General features: G+C 72.0%; 17 protein-coding genes. 4 read left to right on the forward strand and 13 right to left on the reverse strand.

Annotated elements, in window-relative coordinates; all coding sequences use genetic code 11:
- Positions 1 to 7: 7 nt before the first annotated feature.
- Complete coding sequence (locus DPQ23_RS03415; RefSeq protein ID WP_112873225.1) at positions 8 to 649, reverse strand: carbonic anhydrase; 642 nt, start codon at positions 647 to 649, stop codon at positions 8 to 10.
- Positions 650 to 798: 149 nt separating this feature from the next.
- Here DPQ23_RS03415 and DPQ23_RS03420 point away from each other — a divergent pair, with 149 nt between their 5' ends.
- Complete coding sequence (locus DPQ23_RS03420; protein ID WP_112873226.1) at positions 799 to 1,179, forward strand: hypothetical protein; 381 nt, start codon at positions 799 to 801, stop codon at positions 1,177 to 1,179.
- A 93-nt stretch (positions 1,180 to 1,272) separates the two neighbouring features.
- On the opposite strand, the gene DPQ23_RS03425 is transcribed toward DPQ23_RS03420, so the two are convergent.
- The 4 genes from DPQ23_RS03425 to DPQ23_RS03440 all read right to left on the reverse strand — a co-directional run bounded on the left by DPQ23_RS03425 (position 1,273) and on the right by DPQ23_RS03440 (position 4,550).
- On the reverse strand, positions 1,273 to 1,647 hold the full coding sequence (locus DPQ23_RS03425; protein ID WP_112873227.1) for a hypothetical protein: 375 nt from the start codon (positions 1,645 to 1,647) through the stop codon (positions 1,273 to 1,275).
- Positions 1,648 to 1,715: 68 nt separating this feature from the next.
- Entirely contained in the window at positions 1,716 to 2,330 is a 615-nt protein-coding gene (locus DPQ23_RS03430; protein WP_112873228.1) for a glycosyltransferase family 29 protein, read from the reverse strand.
- Positions 2,327 to 3,367 carry a glycosyltransferase family 4 protein gene (locus DPQ23_RS03435; protein ID WP_112873229.1) on the reverse strand — a complete coding sequence of 347 codons (1,041 nt, stop codon included), beginning with the start codon at positions 3,365 to 3,367 and terminating at the stop codon, positions 2,327 to 2,329. Before DPQ23_RS03435 ends, DPQ23_RS03430 begins: the two co-directional genes overlap by 4 nt.
- Positions 3,360 to 4,550, reverse strand: a complete 1,191-nt coding sequence (locus DPQ23_RS03440; RefSeq protein WP_112873230.1) for an MFS transporter — start codon at positions 4,548 to 4,550, stop codon at positions 3,360 to 3,362. Before DPQ23_RS03440 ends, DPQ23_RS03435 begins: the two co-directional genes overlap by 8 nt.
- A 178-nt stretch (positions 4,551 to 4,728) precedes the next feature.
- Between DPQ23_RS03440 and DPQ23_RS03445 the strand changes: the two genes are divergently transcribed.
- On the forward strand, positions 4,729 to 5,640 hold the full coding sequence (locus DPQ23_RS03445) for an ornithine cyclodeaminase family protein (RefSeq protein WP_112873231.1): 912 nt from the start codon (positions 4,729 to 4,731) through the stop codon (positions 5,638 to 5,640).
- Between the two features lie 70 nt (positions 5,641 to 5,710).
- On the opposite strand, the gene DPQ23_RS03450 is transcribed toward DPQ23_RS03445, so the two are convergent.
- From DPQ23_RS03450 to DPQ23_RS03475, 6 genes are all read right to left on the reverse strand, one after another.
- Positions 5,711 to 6,961 (reverse strand): MFS transporter, encoded by a 1,251-nt coding sequence (locus tag DPQ23_RS03450; RefSeq protein ID WP_112873232.1) that lies wholly within the window; start codon positions 6,959 to 6,961, stop codon positions 5,711 to 5,713.
- Positions 6,962 to 7,078: 117 nt separating this feature from the next.
- Complete coding sequence (locus DPQ23_RS03455) at positions 7,079 to 8,245, reverse strand: TIGR03862 family flavoprotein (protein ID WP_112873342.1); 1,167 nt, start codon at positions 8,243 to 8,245, stop codon at positions 7,079 to 7,081.
- 47 nt (positions 8,246 to 8,292) lie between these two features.
- Positions 8,293 to 9,321 (reverse strand): DNA polymerase III subunit delta, encoded by a 1,029-nt coding sequence (holA, locus tag DPQ23_RS03460; protein WP_112873233.1) that lies wholly within the window; start codon positions 9,319 to 9,321, stop codon positions 8,293 to 8,295.
- On the reverse strand, positions 9,318 to 9,809 hold the full coding sequence (gene lptE, locus DPQ23_RS03465) for an LPS assembly lipoprotein LptE (RefSeq protein ID WP_112873234.1): 492 nt from the start codon (positions 9,807 to 9,809) through the stop codon (positions 9,318 to 9,320). The genes holA and lptE overlap by 4 nt, the downstream gene beginning before the upstream one ends.
- Entirely contained in the window at positions 9,796 to 12,336 is a 2,541-nt protein-coding gene (leuS, locus tag DPQ23_RS03470; RefSeq protein ID WP_112873235.1) for a leucine--tRNA ligase, read from the reverse strand. The genes lptE and leuS overlap by 14 nt, the downstream gene beginning before the upstream one ends.
- Positions 12,337 to 12,430: 94 nt before the next feature.
- Complete coding sequence (locus DPQ23_RS03475; protein ID WP_112873236.1) at positions 12,431 to 12,934, reverse strand: DUF3576 domain-containing protein; 504 nt, start codon at positions 12,932 to 12,934, stop codon at positions 12,431 to 12,433.
- A 333-nt stretch (positions 12,935 to 13,267) separates the two neighbouring features.
- Between DPQ23_RS03475 and DPQ23_RS03480 the strand changes: the two genes are divergently transcribed.
- Positions 13,268 to 14,350 carry a porin gene (locus DPQ23_RS03480; RefSeq protein WP_112873237.1) on the forward strand — a complete coding sequence of 361 codons (1,083 nt, stop codon included), beginning with the start codon at positions 13,268 to 13,270 and terminating at the stop codon, positions 14,348 to 14,350.
- Between the two features lie 114 nt (positions 14,351 to 14,464).
- Positions 14,465 to 15,127 carry a YggS family pyridoxal phosphate-dependent enzyme gene (locus DPQ23_RS03485; protein WP_112873238.1) on the forward strand — a complete coding sequence of 221 codons (663 nt, stop codon included), beginning with the start codon at positions 14,465 to 14,467 and terminating at the stop codon, positions 15,125 to 15,127.
- A 73-nt stretch (positions 15,128 to 15,200) separates the two neighbouring features.
- Here the strand turns inward: DPQ23_RS03485 and DPQ23_RS03490 are convergent, their stop codons facing one another.
- Both DPQ23_RS03490 and DPQ23_RS03495 read right to left on the reverse strand, forming a co-directional pair.
- Positions 15,201 to 16,832, reverse strand: a complete 1,632-nt coding sequence (locus DPQ23_RS03490) for a PAS-domain containing protein (RefSeq protein ID WP_240602351.1) — start codon at positions 16,830 to 16,832, stop codon at positions 15,201 to 15,203.
- Between the two features lie 96 nt (positions 16,833 to 16,928).
- Positions 16,929 to 18,266, reverse strand: a complete 1,338-nt coding sequence (locus tag DPQ23_RS03495; protein WP_112873239.1) for an ActS/PrrB/RegB family redox-sensitive histidine kinase — start codon at positions 18,264 to 18,266, stop codon at positions 16,929 to 16,931.
- Between the last annotated feature and the right edge of the window lie 46 nt (positions 18,267 to 18,312).

Below are 18,312 nucleotides of genomic sequence, written 5' to 3' on the forward strand. Positions count from 1 at the left end.
GTCGCGGTCAGACCGGGCCGAAGCCCTGGCCGTCGAACTGCGTCAGCGTGCCGTCCGAGATGTCGTGCAGCAGCCCGTGCAGGGACAGCTCGCCCGACTCGACCGCGGCCGCAACGAACGGAAAGGTCATCAGGTTTTCCAGCGAGATCAGGACCGCCTGCTGTTCCAGCGCGGCCAGTTGCCGGTCCTCGGGCAGATCCCGGACGCGGTCATAGCCGGGGCGCAGGATGTCCATCCAGCGGCCGACGAAGCTGGTCGTCTCGTCCAGATCGGGGGCGTGGCCCGCGCACATCGCCAGGCATCCCTTGACGCCGCCGCACTGGCTGTGACCCATGACGATCAGATGCGCGACCCGCAGCGTGGTCACGGCGTATTCCACCGCCGCCGAGGTGCCGTGCTGGGCGCCGTCCGGCGCATAGGGCGGCACCAGGTTGGCGATGTTGCGGTGGATGAAGAACTCGCCCGTGTCCGCCCCGAAGATCGACGTGACATGCACGCGCGAATCGCAGCACGAGATCACCATCGCCCGCGGCCGCTGTCCGTCGTTGGCCAGCCGGCGATACCAGGCGCGGTTCTCAGTGAACGAGGTGGCGTGCCAGCCGTGATAGCGCTGCACCAGATACTGCGGCAAAGGACGGCCCGTGGTCATCGTTTCCTCCTGTGTCACGGCTGCTGCGCGTGCATATCCAGCCGTCGCGTAAAGTTCGAGGGGTTTTCACGGCGGGGGGTAAGGAAATCTCAACGCCTGCGGGCAGATGGTGCCCGGACGTGTGGGGACACGGGTGAAGGGAAACGGACATGGCAAACCTTGCGGTTCTCGCCCTCGACGAGGCGGTGCGCCTCGACGCCGGGCGGGTGGGCGAAATCGTGGACGAGCTGGGCGAGCTGGCCGCGCAGAACGTGATGGGCATCGCGCTGGAGCAGCTGGCCCAGGCCCTGGCGACGGCGCGCGGCGCGGCGATGGCGGGGGACATGGCCGCCCTGGTCGCGCAGGCGGACCTGCTGTCGCGGCTGGCGTGGCAGATGGGGCTGGTGTCGCTGGCGGGGGTGGCGGTCGATGTGGGCGCCTGCGCCGACCGGCGCGACGCGACCGCGCTGGGGGCGACGCTGGCGCGGCTGATGCGGGTGGGCAACCGCTCGCTGACGCAGATCTGGGACGAGGCGTCGATCGGGTCCTGAGGGGGGCCTGTCGTCCGGCCGAGGCACGCCGCGGGGAACGGCGATAAGAAACCCCGGACGGCCAGCAGGGAGTGCAGCCCGGGACCCGCGCGGTCAGCGGCCCATGCAGCCTTCGTAGAACAGGATGCGGACCGTCTGTTCGTCCAGCCGGAACATCGGATCGGACAGGGGAACCGAATAGATCTGCTGCACCGCCCGCGCCATCCCCGCCATGTACAGCGAGGCGAGCTGCTGGCGGGCGGCCAGCGGAACGTTGCGCCGGTTGCTGAGCCGCGCGCCGACCGTGTCGCTCAGGATCTGCATCGTCTGGCGCTGGGTGTTGCCGGCCGCCCGCAGGCCGACCGCCCGCGCGGCGTCGGGCGCGATGGTGGCGCAGACGAACTCGTCCTCGGCGGTCCGGGTCTGGGCGTTCGCCCCCAGCGGCATCGCCATGATCGCCACCGCCAGCAGCGCCGAAAGCTGTCGCATCAGATGCTCTCCGTTTTCGGCTGTCTAGCATCGACCGGGCACGCGCGCATCCCGGTCGCGCGCGCCCCTCAGGCCAGCCGCAGGCGCGCGTCGCGCTCGGCCGCGCGCGCGACCCATGCGGCCTCGGCCGCAAAATCGTGGGGCACCTGCGCGGCGCGGCGGCGGCCCGACAGGGACTGGCTGGCGAAGAAATCGAACCCGTGCAGCGTCAGCCCGGCCACCGGCGCCGACAGGATCAGCCCGATCAGCATCGCCCCGGTGGTGGGCGGCGCCCCCAGCTCGGCCGTCAGGGCGGCGTAATCGGCCAGCGGGTGCAGGTAGAATCCGGGGCTGTGCGCGGTCTGCCAGTCCAGCCTCTTGCGCTTGGGCGACATCCACAGGATGCGGCGGGGGGCCAGCCGCGCGCGGTCGGCCGCAGGCAGGCGCACGGCCAGCCCCAGCCAGTCGGTGCGGGTCCCGTGGCTGGCGGGGTCGGGCATCGGCGCGCGGTTGATCCGCACGACCAGGTCGGCCGCGTCGATCTGCGCGCCCTGCTGCGCCTGCGCCAGGGCGCGCGCGTTTCCGACCAGCGCGACCTGCCGCCCCGACAGTTCGGCGTGCAGATCGGACAGGGGCGCGGACAGGGTGGCCAGCATCGGCTCGTTCCGCATGGTCCGGGCCAGAAGAAAGCGCAGCGGCGTCATCCCAGCAACCCCCGATAGACAGCGATGATCGCGCGGGCCTCGCCCTCGATCGCGTGACTCGCGGCCACATGGGCGCGCGCCGCCTGGCCTGCCCGGGCGCGCGCCGCGTCGTCCGCCAGCCAGCGGTCCAGGGCCGCGGCCAGCGCGGGCAGGTCGTCGCGGGGGATCAGCGTCCCCGTCTCGTCGTCGCGGACCAGTGTCTCATAGGCGCCGACCCGCGCTGCGATGACGGGCACGCCGCAGGCCATGGCCTCCAGCGGGGTCAGACCGAAGCCTTCCCACCGCGCCGGGGCGGCGAACAGGTCCAGCGCCTGATAGTGGCGCACGACCTGGTCCCACGGGATCTCGCCCAGGAACCGGATACGGTCGGCCAGTCCCGCGGCGGCGGCCTGGGCCATCAGCCCGTCGGCAAAGGCGCGGTTGTCGGGCGTGATGCGCCCGGTCAGGATCAGCTGCGCGCGCGGGTGGCGCGGGAACACCTGGATCGCGGCGCGCACCAGCAGGTCCACGCCCTTTTGCGCGCGCACCCGTCCGAAGCAGCCGACCAGCACCGCGTCCGGGTTCAGCCCCAGGTCGCGGCGCAGCGCGTCGCGGTCGGCGGCCGGCTGGAACACGGCCGTGTCCACGCCGTGCAGGATCACCGTCGCCGGCCGTTGCAGGAACGACGCGGCCTGTGGCGAGGTGGCGATCAGCGCGTCCTGGCGCCGGATCAGCCAGCGGGTGAACCCGGTGTGCCGCCGCTGCGCCGCGCTGGTGAACAGCAGGCGATAGCGGCGGCGCAGGACCTGCCGCAGGACCAGCCCCAGCGCCATTTCCGTGTTGCGCCGCGCGTGCCAGACGCGCCAGCGGTCGCGCGGCAGGGTCGCGGCGCGGGCCAGCGAAATGTGCGGCAGGTCCGGCGGCAGGCCTGGGCCGGTCGCCACGATGCCGATCATCCGCGCCTGCACCGGGATCAGCCGCACCACGGTCGCGGTCACGCCCGACAGGCGGCGTTTGAGGTTCGGGGCCACGACCTCGATGGCGCGCGGGTCAGGCATCGTGGGACTCCGGCGTGCGCAGGTACAGCGCCAGCCCGACCGCCATGGGCACCAGGAAGAACAGGAACAGCAGGCCATAGGCCTGCGCGGGTGGGTTCAGCGCCTGCGCCGTCGCATGCACGGGGCGCGAGGCGAACTGCATCACCCCCACGCCGCCGATGGAAAACATGTTCAGCAGCGTCACCCCCCGGCCGACCAGCGCCGGGGGCAGGAACGACCGCGCATGGGCCATGACCAGCGCATAGTTGGTGCCGGTCAGCCCGATCAGGCCCAGCAGCACCACGGACAGGCCCGGGCTGTGGCCCGGCGCCAGCCACAGCCCGGCCAGCGTGGCGACCGCCAGGACATGGCCCGCCAGCACCGCGCGCCGCGTCGATCCGATCAGTCGCGCCGCGGGTCCGGCGACGAAGCTGCCGATCACCATCGCCAGCCCCATGACCAGCGTCGCCCGGCCGATCATCGTGTCGCCGGCGCCGAACACGTCGCGCAGGTAAGGCGCGGCCCACAGCCCGCGGATCGCGGCCGAGGCGGCGTAGCTGACCGCAAACAGCGGCAGGATGAACCACAGCGCCCGCAGGGACAGGATCTGTGACAGCCGGCCCTGCGGTGCCCCGCCGTGGTGGGCGGGGTCGCGCACGGTCAGCGCCTGCAGCGCGGCCACGGCCAGCGTCAGGGCGACCATCAGCCACAGCGCGGGCCGCCAGCCGACGGCCTGGATCAGCGACACCAGCGGCGCCGCGCCCAGGATGTTGCCCAGCGAGCCGAAGCCCACCACCGCGCCCGCCAGCATGGTGAACTGCGCGCGCGGATGGTCGTGGGCAAAGATGTAATAGGCCGCCATCAGCGCCGGGGCGCAACCGATCCCGATCAGCCCCATCGCGACATGCAGGTGCCAGGGCTGCGTCGCCAGCGCGAACACCGCCGCCCCGCCCCCGCCCCCCATCGCCAGCAGCGCCGACGCGGTCAGGCGCGGCCCGATGCGGTCCAGCGCCCAGCCGATCGGCAGCTGCATCAGCGCGAAGGTCAGAAACCACATCCCCGACGACAGCGCCAGGTCGCCCGGCGTCGCCCCCAGCTCGGTCTGCAGGGTGCCGGTCAGCACGGCCAGAAACGCGCGATAGAACTGGCTGAGCATATAGCCCAGCGTCAGCGCGATCGTGCCGGCAGTCAGAAAGGCGCCCATGGCCTGACCCCAAGGTCGTTGCGGGCGCACGCTGCGGCAAACGGCTGCCGGGCGCAACGGGGCGCGCGCGCTGACGCAGCCGGGGCAAGGCGCTGCACGCCTCAGGGTTGCGGGTCGGGCGGCCGCCGCCTAAAGCCTGCGCTGTGATCGCCGACCCGGCCCAGCGAAAGACCTGCCCATGACGACCCCTCGCCTGATCGGACCCGAGGTCGAGCCGCGGCTCGACTGGATCGCGCTGACCGACGCCATCGCCGCCGGGCACGAGATGCCGCGCGCCGAGGTGGCCGACAGCTTTCTGTACCGGGGCGCCGACACGCTGCTGACGCGCAGCGCGTGGATCGACGGGCTGGGGATGGCGGTCAAGCCGGCGACGGTGTTTCCGGGCAACGCGGACCACGGCCTGGGGGTGGTCAACGGGGCCGTCACCCTGCTGGACGATGCGACCGGCGTGCTTGAGGCGATCGTCGATTTCCATCTGGTCACCCGGTGGAAGACCGCCGCCGACAGCCTGCTGTCGGCGCGCCGGCTGGCGCGGCCCGACGCGCGGCGGGTGCTGGTGATCGGGGCAGGCAACGTCGCCGACAGCATGATCGACGCCTATCGCGCGCTGATTCCCGACGCCGCCATCACGATCTGGAACCGCTCGGCCGCCGCCGCTCAGGCGCTGGCAGAGCGCAAGGGGGCAAGGGTGGCCCGCGACCTCGAACTGGCCGTCCGGGATGCCGAGATCGTCGCCACCGCCACCATGGCCCGCCAGCCCGTGCTGCACGGCGACTGGCTGTCGCCGGGCACCCATGTGGACCTGATCGGCGCCTATCGCCCCGACATGCGCGAGGCCGACGACGAGGTGCTGCGCCGCGCGCGCCTGTTCGTGGACAGCCGCGTCACGACCCTGGGCCATATCGGAGAGATCCAGATTCCGCTGGACGCGGGCGTGATCGCGGAAACCGACATCCTGGGCGATTTCTACGACCTGCCCGCGGGGGCCTATGCCCGCCGCTCGGATGACGAGATCACCGTGGCCAAGAACGGCGGCGGCGCGCATCTGGACCTGATCACGGCCCGCTATATCCTGTCGGCGGCCGGCTGAAGGCAGCGGACCGACGAGAGAGGGCCGACAGGGGGCGGACCGACAGCGGGCGGACCGGGGCGGCGGCCGATCAGGCCGCGACGGCGGCCGGGCGCGGCATCGGCGCCTCGCGCACCGGCAGGTGGATCAGCGCGGAAAACGCGCCCACGCCCACGCCCACCCACCACACGACGGTATAGTCGCCATACAGGTCATACAGCTTGCCCCCCAGCCACACGCCCAGGAACGAGCCCAGCTGGTGGGACAGGAACACGAATCCGTACAGCGTCCCCATGTAGCGCAGCCCATAGATATAGGCGACCAGGCCCGAGGTCAGCGGCACGGTGGCCAGCCACAGCGATCCCATCGCCAGCGAGAAGACCACGACCGTCGTCGGGGTGATCGGCGTCAGGATGAACCACGCCGCCAGCAGCGTCCGCAGCGTATAGACCCCGGCGAGCAGGTACTTGCGGCTGTAGCGATTGCCCAGCCATCCCGCCAGGATCGAGCCGGCGATGTTGGCCATGCCGATCAGCCCGATCGCCACCGCCCCCAGCGCCGATGTCGTGGTGATCCCCAGCGCCGCCAGCCCGCCATCGGGCGAGATCGGGCCGCACATCTCGGTGATCATGGCGGGGAAATGCGCGGTGATGAAGGCCAGCTGATAGCCGCAGGAAAAGAACCCCGCAAAGATCATCAGATAGCTGGGGTCGGTGAAGGCCCGCTTCAGGACCGTGCCCAGCGATTCCTCGATCTCGTGGCGGCTGGCGGGGCGGGTGGACCGCAGCATCGGCAGGAACAGCAGCACCAGCATGACCAGCGCGGCAAAGACGATGAACACCTGCTGCCAGGGCAGGACGGCCAGCAGCCCCTCGGCCAGCGGCGCGCCGATGACCTGCCCGGCCGAGCCGGCGGCGGTGGCGATGCCCAGGGCCAGGCTGCGGTTCTCGTCGCTGGCGGCGCGGCCAACGATCGCCAGGATCACGCCGAAGCCGGTCCCGGCGATGCCGAAGCCCACGGCGATTTCCCAGACCTGCATCCCGGCGGGCGTGGTCGCCAGCGCCGTCATCACCAGCCCCAGCGAATAGAGCGCGGCCCCCAGGATGATCGCCAGCCGGTCGCCCCAGCGTTCCGCAAGCGCGCCGAAGACCGGCTGGCCGATGCCCCAGGCCAGGTTCTGGACGGCGATGGCCAGGCTGAAATCGGCGCGCGGCCAGCCGAAATCCTCGGCGACGGGGATCTGGAACACGCCGAAGCTGGCCCGCAGGGCAAAGTTGATCATCAGGATCATCGAGCCGCCGATCAGGACCGGGGTGAACAGGCGGGCGCTGTCGCGGGACATCGGCAAGGGCTCCGGTCAGAGGCAGGGCAGTCGGCAGGACGGGCACAGTGGCGCGCGCCGCGCCCCTGCGTCAATATGCGCCCTTTGCAGGCCCGCCCTGCAGGGTCCGCATGTCGCTTAGGCGCGCAGCCGCGCCGCGGCCGCGCGCCCGGCGTGGCGGCCCGTGGCAAGGCAGGCCGTCAGAAGATAACCGCCGGTCGGCGCCTCCCAGTCCAGCATCTCGCCCGCGGCGAACACATCGGGGCGGGCGCGCAGTTCCAGATCCGGCGTCAGCGCGTCCGAAACGATCCCCCCCGCGGACGAGATGGCCCGGTCAAGCCCCATCGGTCCCGCGTGGCGCAGCGGCAGCGCCTTGATCCGCGCGGCCAGCGCCCGCGGATCGTCGGGCAGCGGCCGCCCCCATTCCAGCAGCAGGGCCACGCGCACCGGATCGCCCAGCACGCGGCGCAGCCAGTTGCCGACCGACAGCCGCCCGCGCGGACGCGCCAGCCGCGCGGCCAGCCCCGCCGGGTCCAGGTCGGGGGCCAGGTCCACCGTGCCCGGCGCGCCGTCCCGCAGCGCGGCCGCGATCTCGTAGACGCCGCCGCCCTCGATGCCCGCGCGGGCGATGACCCATTCGCCGCGGCTGGACAGCGCGCCCGCGGCCAGTGCGGTGCCCTTGACCGCGCGCCCGACCAGCGGCGCCATCGCGGGCGACCAGTCCACGCGGAACCCCATGTTCGCGGGGCGAAACGGGGCGATGCCGACCCCCGCGGCGCGCAGCCACGGCACCCAGGCCGCGTCCGATCCCAGCCGCGGCCAGCTGGCCCCGCCCAGCGCCAGCACCGTGACGGCCGGGGTCAGCCGCAGCGCGCCCTCCGGCGTGTCAAAGACCAGCGCCGCGCCGTCGAACCCGCCCCAGCGCCAGCGCGTGCGCAGCACGACGCCCGCGCCGTCCAGCCGCGACAGCCACGCGCGCAGCAGGGGCGAGGCCTTCATCCCCACCGGGAACACCCGCCCGGTCGATCCGGTGAACAGCGCGATGCCCAGGCCGCGCGCCCAGCCCATGACCTCGGCCGGGCCGAAGTCCCGGACGAGGGCGCGCAGGTCGTCCTGACCGAAATGCGCCGGATGGGCTGCCAGGGCGGCGCCCATCGACAGGCGCGCCGCAAAGGCCCCGGCCGGCTCGTCGCGGGTCAGGTTCAGCCCCGACTTGCCCGCCATCAGGAACTTGCGGGCCGGGGTGGGCATCGCCTCGGCCACCAGCACGCGGGCGCCGGATGCGGCCAGCGTCTCGGCCGCCATCAGCCCGGCGGGGCCCGCGCCGATCACCAGCGCGTGGGGCGCGTGGATCACCGCCGGCCCCGCGGCATCATCGCCAGCCGGATCAGCGCGCGTTCCACCACCGCCATGGCGGGCGCGCGCGACCGCGACCGCAGCGTCAGGTCCGTGTCCACCATCAGGTGCATCGCGTCCTCCAGCGCGCGCATCCCCCAGGACTGGGCCTGCCGGGCCATGCGGTCGCGTCGGGGGCCAAAGACCGGGGGGCGCAGCCGCGCCAGCCCCGCCGCCGCCCCGCCGGGGTCCGAGGCCGCGGCATGCAGCGCGCGGACATGGCGCAGCGCGGCGATGCACAGCGTCACCGGGGCGATGCCCTGCGCCTCGATCCGCCGCATCAGCGGACCCAGCGCGTCCGAGCGACCCTCGGCCGCGGCGTCGATCAGCGCGTCCACGTCGGCCTCGACCGTGGCGGGCGCCAGCGCGGCGATCTCGTCGGGGGTCAGGGGCGAGTCGTCGCCGAACTTGTAAAGGCCGATCTTCTCGACCGTCTGGCGAAAGTCGCCGGGGTCCAGCGCGCGGGCGAGCGCCGTCAGGTCGCGCATCGCGGCGGGCGGCACGGCGCGCAGGCCCGCGTCCGCCAGCCAGCGGGCGATCTCCTCCTCGCCGGGGGGGTCGTCATAGATCGGGGCGGTGACGGCTGTCCTGTGCGGCTCGAACAGCTTGCGCAGGGCGGACCCCTTGGACAGCCCGCCCGCGGTCACCACGATCACCGCGTCGCCATGCGCCCAGGCGTCCAGCGCCACGGCGATCGCCGGCGCCGCCGCGTCGGGGGTGTCGTCCACCAGCACGACGCGGGGACCGGGGAAGAACCCGACCGCCTTGACCTCGTCCAGCAGGGCGGCCGCGTCCCTGCGCAGGCTTGCGCCGGGGATGCGGGTCAGCCGCATCTCGGCCTCGGCATCGGGGCCCGTCAGGGCGGCCACCGCCTCGGCCCGCTTCAGCGCGACGCGCATCGCGTCCTGGCCATGGATCAGCAGCGCCGGGCGCGTCGGATCGGGCCGCGCCAGATAGCGGGCGATCTCGGGGCCCTTCAGGATCATCGCGCCGGCAGGGCCGCATACAGCCGTGTCACCACCTGGTCCGCCAGCATGACGGCCAGCCGGTCGCGCGCGTCCTGTTCGGCGGCGGTGGTGGCGATGACCGTGCCCACGGTGGAATGGCTGGCAAAGCTGCTGACCTCGCCCTGCGCGACGGCCTGCCCGGTCGTGCGGTCGGTCAGCGCATAGGCGGCGGTGCCGTTCAGGGAATAGCGCGTCGTCACCGCGTCGGGGGTGATCGCCTGCGGCACCACCGCGATCCGCAGCGCATAGGCCAGGTCATAGCGCGCCGCCTGATCCGGCCCCAGCCGTTCCGTCATCCGGCGCAGGAACGCATGATCGTCTGGCGTGCGCGGATCGGCCACCCGCACCTGCCCCAGCAGCCGCGCGCCCGCGCCGCCCGGCGCATGGAGGGGCGTGAAGCCGCAGGCCCCCAGCAGCGCGACGCCCGCGATGGCGGCCAGCGCCGACCGGCGGTCAGGCGACCACATTGACGATCCGTCCCGGCACGACGATCAGCTTTTTCGGCGGCTGGTGGTTGAGGAACCGCTGCACCGTCTCGTCGGCAAGGACCATCGCCTCGACCTCGGGCGCGGCCATGTCGCGCGGAACGGTGATTTCGGCCCGGCGCTTGCCGTTGATCTGGATGGGCAGCGTCACCGCGTCGCTGACCAGCGCGGCCGGGTCGGCCTGGGGCCAGGGCGCGTCCACGACCATGCCGGCGCCGCCCGCCATCGCCCAGACATCCTCGGCCAGGTGCGGCACCATCGGGGCCATCAGCTGCGCCATCAGCCGCAGCACCGCGCGGCGCGGCTCGCCCGACGCGGGCGATTTCGCCAGCGCGTTGGCCAGCTCGTACAGCTTGGCGACGGCCTTGTTGAAGGCGAAGCCGTCGATCGCGCGCGTCACCTCGTCGATGGCGCGGTGGGCGGCCCGCGTCAGGTCGGGGTCGTCCGCGGCCGCGTCGCCCTGGGCGCCGGCCTCGGCCAGCCGCCAGACGCGGGCCAGGAACTTGGCCGCGGCCTCGGCCCCGGCGGCGGTCCATTCCACGTCGCGCTCGGGCGGGCTGTCGGACAGCATGAACCAGCGCGCGGTGTCGGCGCCGAAGGTCGAGACGATGTTCACCGGGTCCACGACGTTCTTCTTAGACTTGGACATCTTGGCCGAGGGGATGATCTGGACCGGGGTGCCGTCGGCCAGCTTTCCGTCGGTCACGTCCTCGGGCAGGTGATAGACCGGCCGGCCCCGGTCGTCGCGGGTCAGATAGATCTCATGCGTCACCATGCCTTGCGTGAACAGGGCGTTGAACGGCTCCCTCGCCGTGTCGGGCAGGTGCCCCGTCCTGACCATCGCACGGGCGAAAAAGCGGGAATACAGCAGGTGCAGGATCGCGTGCTCGATGCCGCCGATATACTGGTCCACGTTCATCCAGTAGTCGGCGTCCTCGCGCACCGTGGGCGTCGGCGCGTGGGGCGCGGTGAAGCGCGCGTAATACCAGGACGAATCGACGAACGTGTCCATGGTGTCGGTTTCCCGCCGGGCCTGTCCGCCGCAGTTCGGGCAGCGGGCCTGCCGCCAGGTCGGGTGGCGGTCCAGCGGGTTGCCCGGCACGTCGAAGCTGACGTCGGCCGGCAGCAGGACCGGCAGGTTCTGCTTGGCCTCGGGCACCGTGCCGCAGGCCTCGCAATGAACGACCGGGATCGGGCAGCCCCAGTAACGCTGGCGCGAGATGCCCCAGTCGCGCAGGCGGTATTTCGTGACACCCTCGCCATAGCCCGCGGCCTCGGCATGGGCGATGGCGGCGTCCACCGCCGCCTCTCCGGTCTGGTCGCGCTCGCCCGCGAAGCCGCGCACATAGCGGACCGGCTCGGACTTGGTCGGCACGAAGGGGGCGGCTGCGACCAGCGCGTCGGCCTGGCCCGCGTCCATCCCCGGCAGGCCGAAGGTCGCGCGGATCGGCAGCCCGTATTTCACCGCGAAATCATGGTCGCGCTGGTCGTGCGCGGGGCTGCCGAAGATGGCGCCGGTGCCGTAATCCATCAGAACGAAGTTCGCGATCCAGACCGGCAGCTCCCACGCGGGGTCCAGCGGGTGGCGGACGCGGATGCCGGTGTCCAGGCCCAGCTTCTCGGCCGTCTCCAGCGCCTCCTCGGAGGTGCCGAGCTTGCGCGCCTCGGCGGCAAAGGCCGCGATGCGCGGGTCGGCCTCCAGCGATCTCGCCAGCGGGTGGTCCGGGCTGATCGCGACGAAGCTCGCGCCCATCAGCGTGTCGGGCCGGGTGGTGTAGACCTCGATCTGCGCAAATCCGGGCGCGTTCACGGTGTCAAAGCGGAACTGCAGCCCGCGCGACCGGCCGATCCAGTTGGCCTGCATCAGCCGGACCTTGTCCGGCCAGCCGGTCAGGCCGTCCAGCGCGCCCAGCAGCTCGTCCGAGTAATCCGAGATGCGGAAGAACCATTGCGTCAGCTCGCGCCGTTCCACCGGGGCGTTGGACCGCCAGCCCCTGCCGTCGATCACCTGCTCGTTGGCCAGCACCGTCCTGTCCACCGGGTCCCAGTTGACCACGGCGGCCTTGCGATAGATCAGCCCGGCGTCCAGCATGTCCAGAAACAGCGACTGCTGCTGGGTGACGTAATCGTCGTCGCAGGTGGCGAATTCGCGCGTCCAGTCGATCGACAGGCCCAGCGGCTTGAGCTGGCCGCGCATCGTGGCGATATTGCCATAGGTCCAGTCGCGCGGGTGGCCGCCCTGTTCCATCGCCGCGTTTTCCGCCGGCATCCCGAACGCGTCCCAGCCCATCGGGTGCAGCACGTTGAACCCCTGCGCGCGCTTGGTGCGCGCCACCACGTCGCCCATGGTATAGTTGCGCACATGGCCCATGTGGATGCGCCCGCTGGGATAGGGGAACATCTCGAGCACATAGTATTTCGGTCGCGCGTCGCGCGTCGCCCGAAAGCTGGCGGCGCGGTCCCAGGCCTGTTGCCAGTGCGGTTCGCGTGTCGCGGGATCGTAGGGCATGGCAGGTCTCCGGGCGGCGGTTGCCCGGCGGGTTTATCTGCCCGGCCCCCGCAGGTCCAGATCGTGCGCCGGGGGGCGGCCTTGCGGGGCCGCGCTACAGCCTGCCGTCGCGGACGCGCAGCTGGCGCGCGCGGGTCAGGATCGCATCCTCGACCGCGCGCACGGTGTCGGGGGCGACGGCCGCGCCGCCCGCACCCTGCAACGACAGCTTCAGGCTGCGCGCGTCCAGCGCCGGATCGCTGACCTTGACCGTCGCGCGATAGGCGCGCCCGCCGCCCGGGGGCGTGCCATAGCCGGTCACGATCACCCCCGTGAACGGGTCGATCGTCTGGATGGGCAGGAAATCCAGCACGTCCAGGCTGGCGTTCCACAGATAGCGGTTCACCGCCACGGCGCGGTTGGGGTCCTCGCGGTTGGAAAACAGGTCCCAGATCGTGGACTGGCGCGGCTGGGCGGCCTCTCTGGCCTGGTGGTCGGACGCGGGCAGCCCCAGCGGGCCGCGCTGGCCGCCGCCGCAGGCCGCCAGCGCCACCGTCAGGGACAGGACCGCCGCAAGGCGCAGCGGATGGCGGAACGGCGGGGCGGCGCGAACGGTCATGGCAGGATCATCCCGGAGGGCCCCTGCGGCGGGGCGTTGCGGCCAGCCTTAGCCGGTTTGCCTGCGGGGCGACAAGCTCTTGTGCGCCCCGCCGCGCGGGCCGGGCCAAGGGGGCGGGGCCACGGGACGGGGTCCCGGGCGGCGGCCCTGTCGGGGGGTCTGGCGCGGGGTCGCGGTCCTGCAACGGACTGTGGCGCTTGTGCATCACGGAACGGCCCAAGTGGCTGGCATCGGGGCCATTTCGTTGCATTGCGGGGGTGAACGGGCGACAGCTAGCGCCATACCCAGCCCGCAAGGCCGGGTTGGGGACATAGAGAGACAAGAGGGAAAGCCATGAAAAAGGTTCTTTTCGCCACCAGTGCGCTGGTCGCCCTGTCGGGTGCCGCCTACGCCGAAGTCGCGGTCACCGGCGATGGCCGGATGGGTATCGTGTACGACGGCGAGGACATGCAGTTCTCCAGCCGCGCCCGCGCCAAGTTCAACCTGACCGGCGAAACCGATTCGGGCCTGTCGTTCGGCGGTGCGTTCCGCGTTGACGAAGAAAACTACTCGGCCAACCCGGACGGCCGCTCGGCTGCCCACGGGACCGATGGATTCGTCTTCATCTCGGGGACCTTCGGCAAGCTGTCGATGGGCGACGTCGTCTCGGCGGCCGAAGCCGCGATCGGCGACCTGACCGAAATGGGCTATACCAACGGCGAATTCGCCGGCAACCCGGAAGAGATCGACTATCTGACCGGCGACGGCGAGAACGAAAACCAGGGCCCGACCGCCCTGTACGAGTACACCTTCCAGGGCGTGAAGCTGTTCGCGTCCATGTCGGACGGATCGCGTCGCGATTGTGGCCCTTCCTATGTCATCGCCGGCGACCTGTCCTGCTACAACGACCTTGGTCTGGACCCCGTGACCGGCGAGCCCATCGAAGACGATGATGACGACACCGACGTCGCCTTCTCGCTGGCCGCGGCCTATGAGATGAGTGGCTACAACGTCGGCCTGGCGTATTCGGAGAACGGCGACGGCAGTGAAATCGTCCTGGGTGGTAGCGGCTCGATCGGCGAGTTCAAGATCAAGGCCTTCTACGCCGACTACGACGACCGCAGCCGGGGTTCGCTTGGCGAACTGGTGTTCGAAGACACTGCGGGCGCGTTCGACGTCGACTACGACAAAGCCTATGGCGCTTCGGTCGAATACGCGATGGCCAACGGCATCGGCCTGCAGGCGCTGTGGATCACCCGCGAAGTCGTGATCGAGGAAGCCTTTGCTGACGAGTTCGACGACACCTACAACGCTTATGGCGTCGGTGCGTCCTATGACCTGGGCAGCGGTGCGATCCTGGCCGGTTCGATCATCAAGAACGAGATCTACCCGGAAAACGAGACCCGTGCCGACATGGGTATCAAGTTCAGCTTCTGATCCCTTCGGATCGACGGCAGACGGAATCGAGCGGGCCTTGCGCCCGCTCTTTTCATTTGCGACCCCGCGTGAAAGGGCCGCGGCGGGCGGCCGGCCGGAAGACGGAGGCAGCCGATGGGACTGGCAGAGATCCGCGCGCGCATCGCGCAGGCCGAGGCGGCCGCCGGGCGGCCGGCGGGCTGCGTCACGCTGATCGCCGTCAGCAAGACGCAGCCGGCGGACCGGGTGGACGACGTGCTGGCGCAGGGGCAACGCGTCTTCGGCGAAAACTATGTGCAAGAGGCGCAGGCCCGCTGGACCGACCGGCGCGCGCGCCACCCCGACGTGGCGCTGCACATGATCGGCCCCTTGCAGTCGAACAAGGCGCGCCTCGCCGCCGGGTTCTTCGACGCGATCCACAGCCTGGACCGCCCGTCCCTGGCCCGCCGCCTGGCGCAGCTCGGCGACGAGACCGGCGCGCTGCCCGCGCTGTTCGTGCAGGTTAACACCGGGGCCGAGCCGCAAAAGGCGGGCGTCCTGCCCGACCAGGCGGACGCCTTTGTCGCAGAATGCCGCCGGATGGGGCTGCCGCTTGCGGGTGCGATGTGCATCCCCCCGGACGCGGACGATCCGGTCCGGCATTTCCGCCTGCTGCGCGCCCTTGCCGAACGGAATGGGCTGGCCGGCCTGTCGATGGGGATGAGCGCCGATTTCGAGCGCGCGATTGCCGAGGGCGCGACGCATGTCAGGGTCGGCAGCGCGATCTTTGGCGCGCGCGAGGCCCGGGCTCAGGCCTAGGCCGGGGCCCAGACCGCCGCCGCCGCGGGGCCGCGCGGGCGTCGTCGTCGCGCCTTGTCGATGGCCCGGCCGATCAGGCCGCGCCCGCTGCCACGCCCTGCGCCTCGCGCACCGTCTGAACGGACGGGGGTGGCGCGGGCAGGGCACGCGCCGGGGCGTCCGCGATTCCGGCCGTTGGCTCGGCCTGCGGCAGGGGGTCGTCGAACATCACCATGCGGCGCGCGCCCGACAGCGCCCGCACCGTCCAGGTCAGCAGCCCGCCGCCAGGGGCGGACATGGCGCCGCGCGGCGCGCCCTCGCGGCTGGCGTCCGCCAGGGCCTTGCGCAGCCCGTCAAAGCCCGTGCCCTCGCCTGCCGCGCGGCGCCACAGCTCCTGATGGCCGCGCAGGGTCGAGGGCTGGCCCTCGCCCCACAGCCGGGCATAGGCGCGATTCGCGCTGATCAGCCGTCCGTCCGCGTCGAACACCGCCAGCGCGTTGCTGACCGTGTCCAGCACCTCGGCGCCCAGGGACAGCTCGGCGCGAAAGCGGCGCGTCAGCGCCATTTCCGAGGTGATGTCCTCGAACAAAAAGGCGATGGCCCCGTCGGGATGCGGGCGGCCGGTCACCCGATAGGTCTGCCCGCCCGGCAGGTTCCACGTCTCGACATGGTGGCCGCTGGCGGCCGCGGCCTCCAGCGTGGCCATCATGGTGCGCCAGCTGCGATAGTCCTTGGGCTCGGGCGCCATCCGCGCCTCGCGCAGCGCATCCAGCACCGCATAAAGGGTCGGACGGGCGGTCAGGAAGCCGGTGGACAGGCCCGTCAGGTCGATCAGCGCCGGGTTGAACAACTGCAACCGCCGGTCCCGGTCGAAGATGGCAAGCCCCGTGGGCAGGTCGGCAAAGGTCTTGGTCAGCGTCTGGACGAACTCGCGCAGGCTGCGTTCGGCGCGCACGGCATCGTCGGCAGGAACGGCGAAGATCATCCGGTGACTGTCGGCGGACCGGACGTGGCAGTCATACCAGCGCACCCGGTCGTCGATGCGGATGCTGGCGCGGCGCGGCGACAGCGGCTCGGCGGTGCCGACCTCGATCAGGCGCGGCATGGGCCAGCGCACCTCGCCGTCGGCCTGCGTCTCGACCTCGTGCAGATAGGCGGCGTTGGCCCAGGTGACCGCGCCGTCGGGATCCTCGCGCCAGATCAGGACCGGGGCGTGATCCATCGATTCGCGCAGGACGGCCAGTTCCTCCTCCATCGCGGCGAGGGACTGCGCGTCGATGACGATGCCCGCGTTCTCGGCCGCCGGATCGACGATCGTCAGGCGCAGCACGCCCGCCCCCAGATCCTCGACCCCAAGGCTGAGCGTGGCGGCGCCGAGGCCCCCCTTGCCCCGCACCTGCACCCGGCCGTCGTCGCGGGCGCGGGCGATCACCGCCTGGGGGTCGTCGAACCGCTGACCCAGCCACGCCGACAGCCGCTGCCAGTCGCTGTCGCCCGGCAGCGTCGCCAGCAGGGCGCGGGCCGGAGCGGTCGCGTCGATGACATGGCCGTCGCGCAGCAGCAGGCACAGCGGTTCGGCCTGCGGGTCGGGACCGGCGCGCCGCCCGGCCCGCCGGCCCCGCAAGGCATCCAGCAGCGGATCGACCAGGCGCATGGCGATCAGCGCCAGCAGGACCGACAGCGTTGCCGCCAGCAGCGCCATCCCCATCGTCACGGTTGCCGACATCGCGTCCCCCCGGCCCGCGGGCGGCCTGCGCGCGGTTCACCCGTGCGGTACCACGGGCTTGCTTAAGACAGGGTTAACCGGCCTGGCCGATCCCTATCAACCCTGGATTGAAGGATTGGTACCCAGCGCCGCCCGGTCGTCCCCGGTGATCGCGTCCATCGGCCAGGACACCGTCACCCGCGCCCCGCCGTCGTTCTGGAACGTGACGGTCGCACCCTGCCGTTCCAGCAGCGTGCGCGCGATGAACAGCCCCAGCCCCATGCCCTCGTAGGTGCCCGGCGCGCCCGAGCCGCCGCGCCGGGTGGTCAGGAACGGCTCGCCCAGACGGCCCAGCAGATGGGGCGGATAGCCCGGACCATCGTCCTGGATGGCCAGCACAAGGGTGTCGCCGCTGCTCTGGGCAGTCACCGTGACGGCGCCTGCGGCAAAATCGACGGCGTTCTGGATCAGGTTGCGCAGCCCGTGGATCGTTCCGGCGTCGCGCCGGACCGGCAGCGTTGCCAGCGGGCCCACATCGACGACGATGCGCTTGCCGCGGTCGCGGTGGGGGCCGGCCGCCTCGTCCAGCAGGGCGGCCAGGGGGGCGTGGCGCAGGTGCAGGTCGTCCTTTCCCGCGCGGCCCATGCTGCGCAGGATGTCGCGGCAGCGGTCCGCGGACTGGCGCAGCTGCGCCAGGTCGTCGGCCAGGCCCGGTCGCTCGGCGACGATGTCGTCCAGTTCCTCGGCCAGTTCGGCCGCGATCAGCTTGATGGTGGCAAGCGGGGTCCCCATCTCGTGCGCGGCGGCGGCGATGACGCCCCCCAGATGCTGCAGCCGCTGTTCGCGCGCCAGGGCCATTCCCGTGACCGCCAGCGCGTCCGAGGCCGCGGCCAGTTCGGAGGCGACGCGATGGGCGTAAAGGGCAAAGAACCCCCCGCCGATGATCAGCGCCAGGACATGCGCCATCGTCATCACGATCCCCGGCGACAGCGGCGCGTCGGCCGCCAGCCGCAGCGGCGCGTCATGCAGCGTCATCAGCAGGATCATCCCCGCCGTCACCACGCCCACGACCGCCGTCAACCGGGCGGGCAGGGCGGTGGCCGCGATGGTCAGGGGCGCCAGCACGAACAGCGCGAACGGGTTGCGGATGCCCTCGACCAGCGTCAGCAGGACGCCGACCTGCGCGGCGTCCAGGCAAAGCTGCGCGGTCGCCTGCGCGGGCGTGACGCGACCCGACCCGCGGCGCATCAGCCACAGGTTCAAGGCGGCGGACAGGCCCATCATCAGCAGGATCGGCCGCAGCGGCAACTCGACCCCCAGGACCAGCCCGCAGACCACGGCCGCGGCCTGTCCCGACAGGGCCACCCAGCGCAGCGCCACCAGCGTGCGCGCCCGGATCGGGTCGGGCAGGGCGCGCGCGCGTGCGGCAAACGGCGGATAGCTGGTCAGCGGCATCTGTGTCGCCTTGCGTTACCTGACCCTTGCTTGATAGCGACCGCCA

Source organism: Paracoccus endophyticus (assembly GCF_003286075.1).
GTDB classification, from domain to species: Bacteria; Pseudomonadota; Alphaproteobacteria; order Rhodobacterales; family Rhodobacteraceae; genus Paracoccus; species Paracoccus endophyticus.

Bases quoted from the DNA above. Each gene is read 5' to 3' on its own strand.
- DPQ23_RS03440 (WP_112873230.1), bottom strand. From the start codon at position 4,550: ATGGGCGCCTTTCTGACTGCCGGCACGATCGCGCTGACGCTGGGCTAT.
- DPQ23_RS03420 (WP_112873226.1), top strand. From the start codon at position 799: ATGGCAAACCTTGCGGTTCTCGCCCTCGACGAGGCGGTGCGCCTCGAC.
- DPQ23_RS03490 (WP_240602351.1), bottom strand. From the start codon at position 16,832: ATGTCGGCAACCGTGACGATGGGGATGGCGCTGCTGGCGGCAACGCTG.
- DPQ23_RS03425 (WP_112873227.1), bottom strand. From the start codon at position 1,647: ATGCGACAGCTTTCGGCGCTGCTGGCGGTGGCGATCATGGCGATGCCG.
- DPQ23_RS03485 (WP_112873238.1), top strand. From the start codon at position 14,465: ATGGGACTGGCAGAGATCCGCGCGCGCATCGCGCAGGCCGAGGCGGCC.
- DPQ23_RS03480 (WP_112873237.1), top strand. From the start codon at position 13,268: ATGAAAAAGGTTCTTTTCGCCACCAGTGCGCTGGTCGCCCTGTCGGGT.
- DPQ23_RS03435 (WP_112873229.1), bottom strand. From the start codon at position 3,367: ATGCCTGACCCGCGCGCCATCGAGGTCGTGGCCCCGAACCTCAAACGC.
- DPQ23_RS03430 (WP_112873228.1), bottom strand. From the start codon at position 2,330: ATGACGCCGCTGCGCTTTCTTCTGGCCCGGACCATGCGGAACGAGCCG.
- DPQ23_RS03415 (WP_112873225.1), bottom strand. From the start codon at position 649: ATGACCACGGGCCGTCCTTTGCCGCAGTATCTGGTGCAGCGCTATCAC.
- DPQ23_RS03495 (WP_112873239.1), bottom strand. From the start codon at position 18,266: ATGCCGCTGACCAGCTATCCGCCGTTTGCCGCACGCGCGCGCGCCCTG.
- DPQ23_RS03475 (WP_112873236.1), bottom strand. From the start codon at position 12,934: ATGACCGTTCGCGCCGCCCCGCCGTTCCGCCATCCGCTGCGCCTTGCG.
- holA (WP_112873233.1), bottom strand. From the start codon at position 9,321: ATGATCCTGAAGGGCCCCGAGATCGCCCGCTATCTGGCGCGGCCCGAT.
- DPQ23_RS03450 (WP_112873232.1), bottom strand. From the start codon at position 6,961: ATGTCCCGCGACAGCGCCCGCCTGTTCACCCCGGTCCTGATCGGCGGC.
- leuS (WP_112873235.1), bottom strand. From the start codon at position 12,336: ATGCCCTACGATCCCGCGACACGCGAACCGCACTGGCAACAGGCCTGG.
- DPQ23_RS03455 (WP_112873342.1), bottom strand. From the start codon at position 8,245: ATGGCGGCCGAGACGCTGGCCGCATCCGGCGCCCGCGTGCTGGTGGCC.
- DPQ23_RS03445 (WP_112873231.1), top strand. From the start codon at position 4,729: ATGACGACCCCTCGCCTGATCGGACCCGAGGTCGAGCCGCGGCTCGAC.
- lptE (WP_112873234.1), bottom strand. From the start codon at position 9,809: ATGTGGTCGCCTGACCGCCGGTCGGCGCTGGCCGCCATCGCGGGCGTC.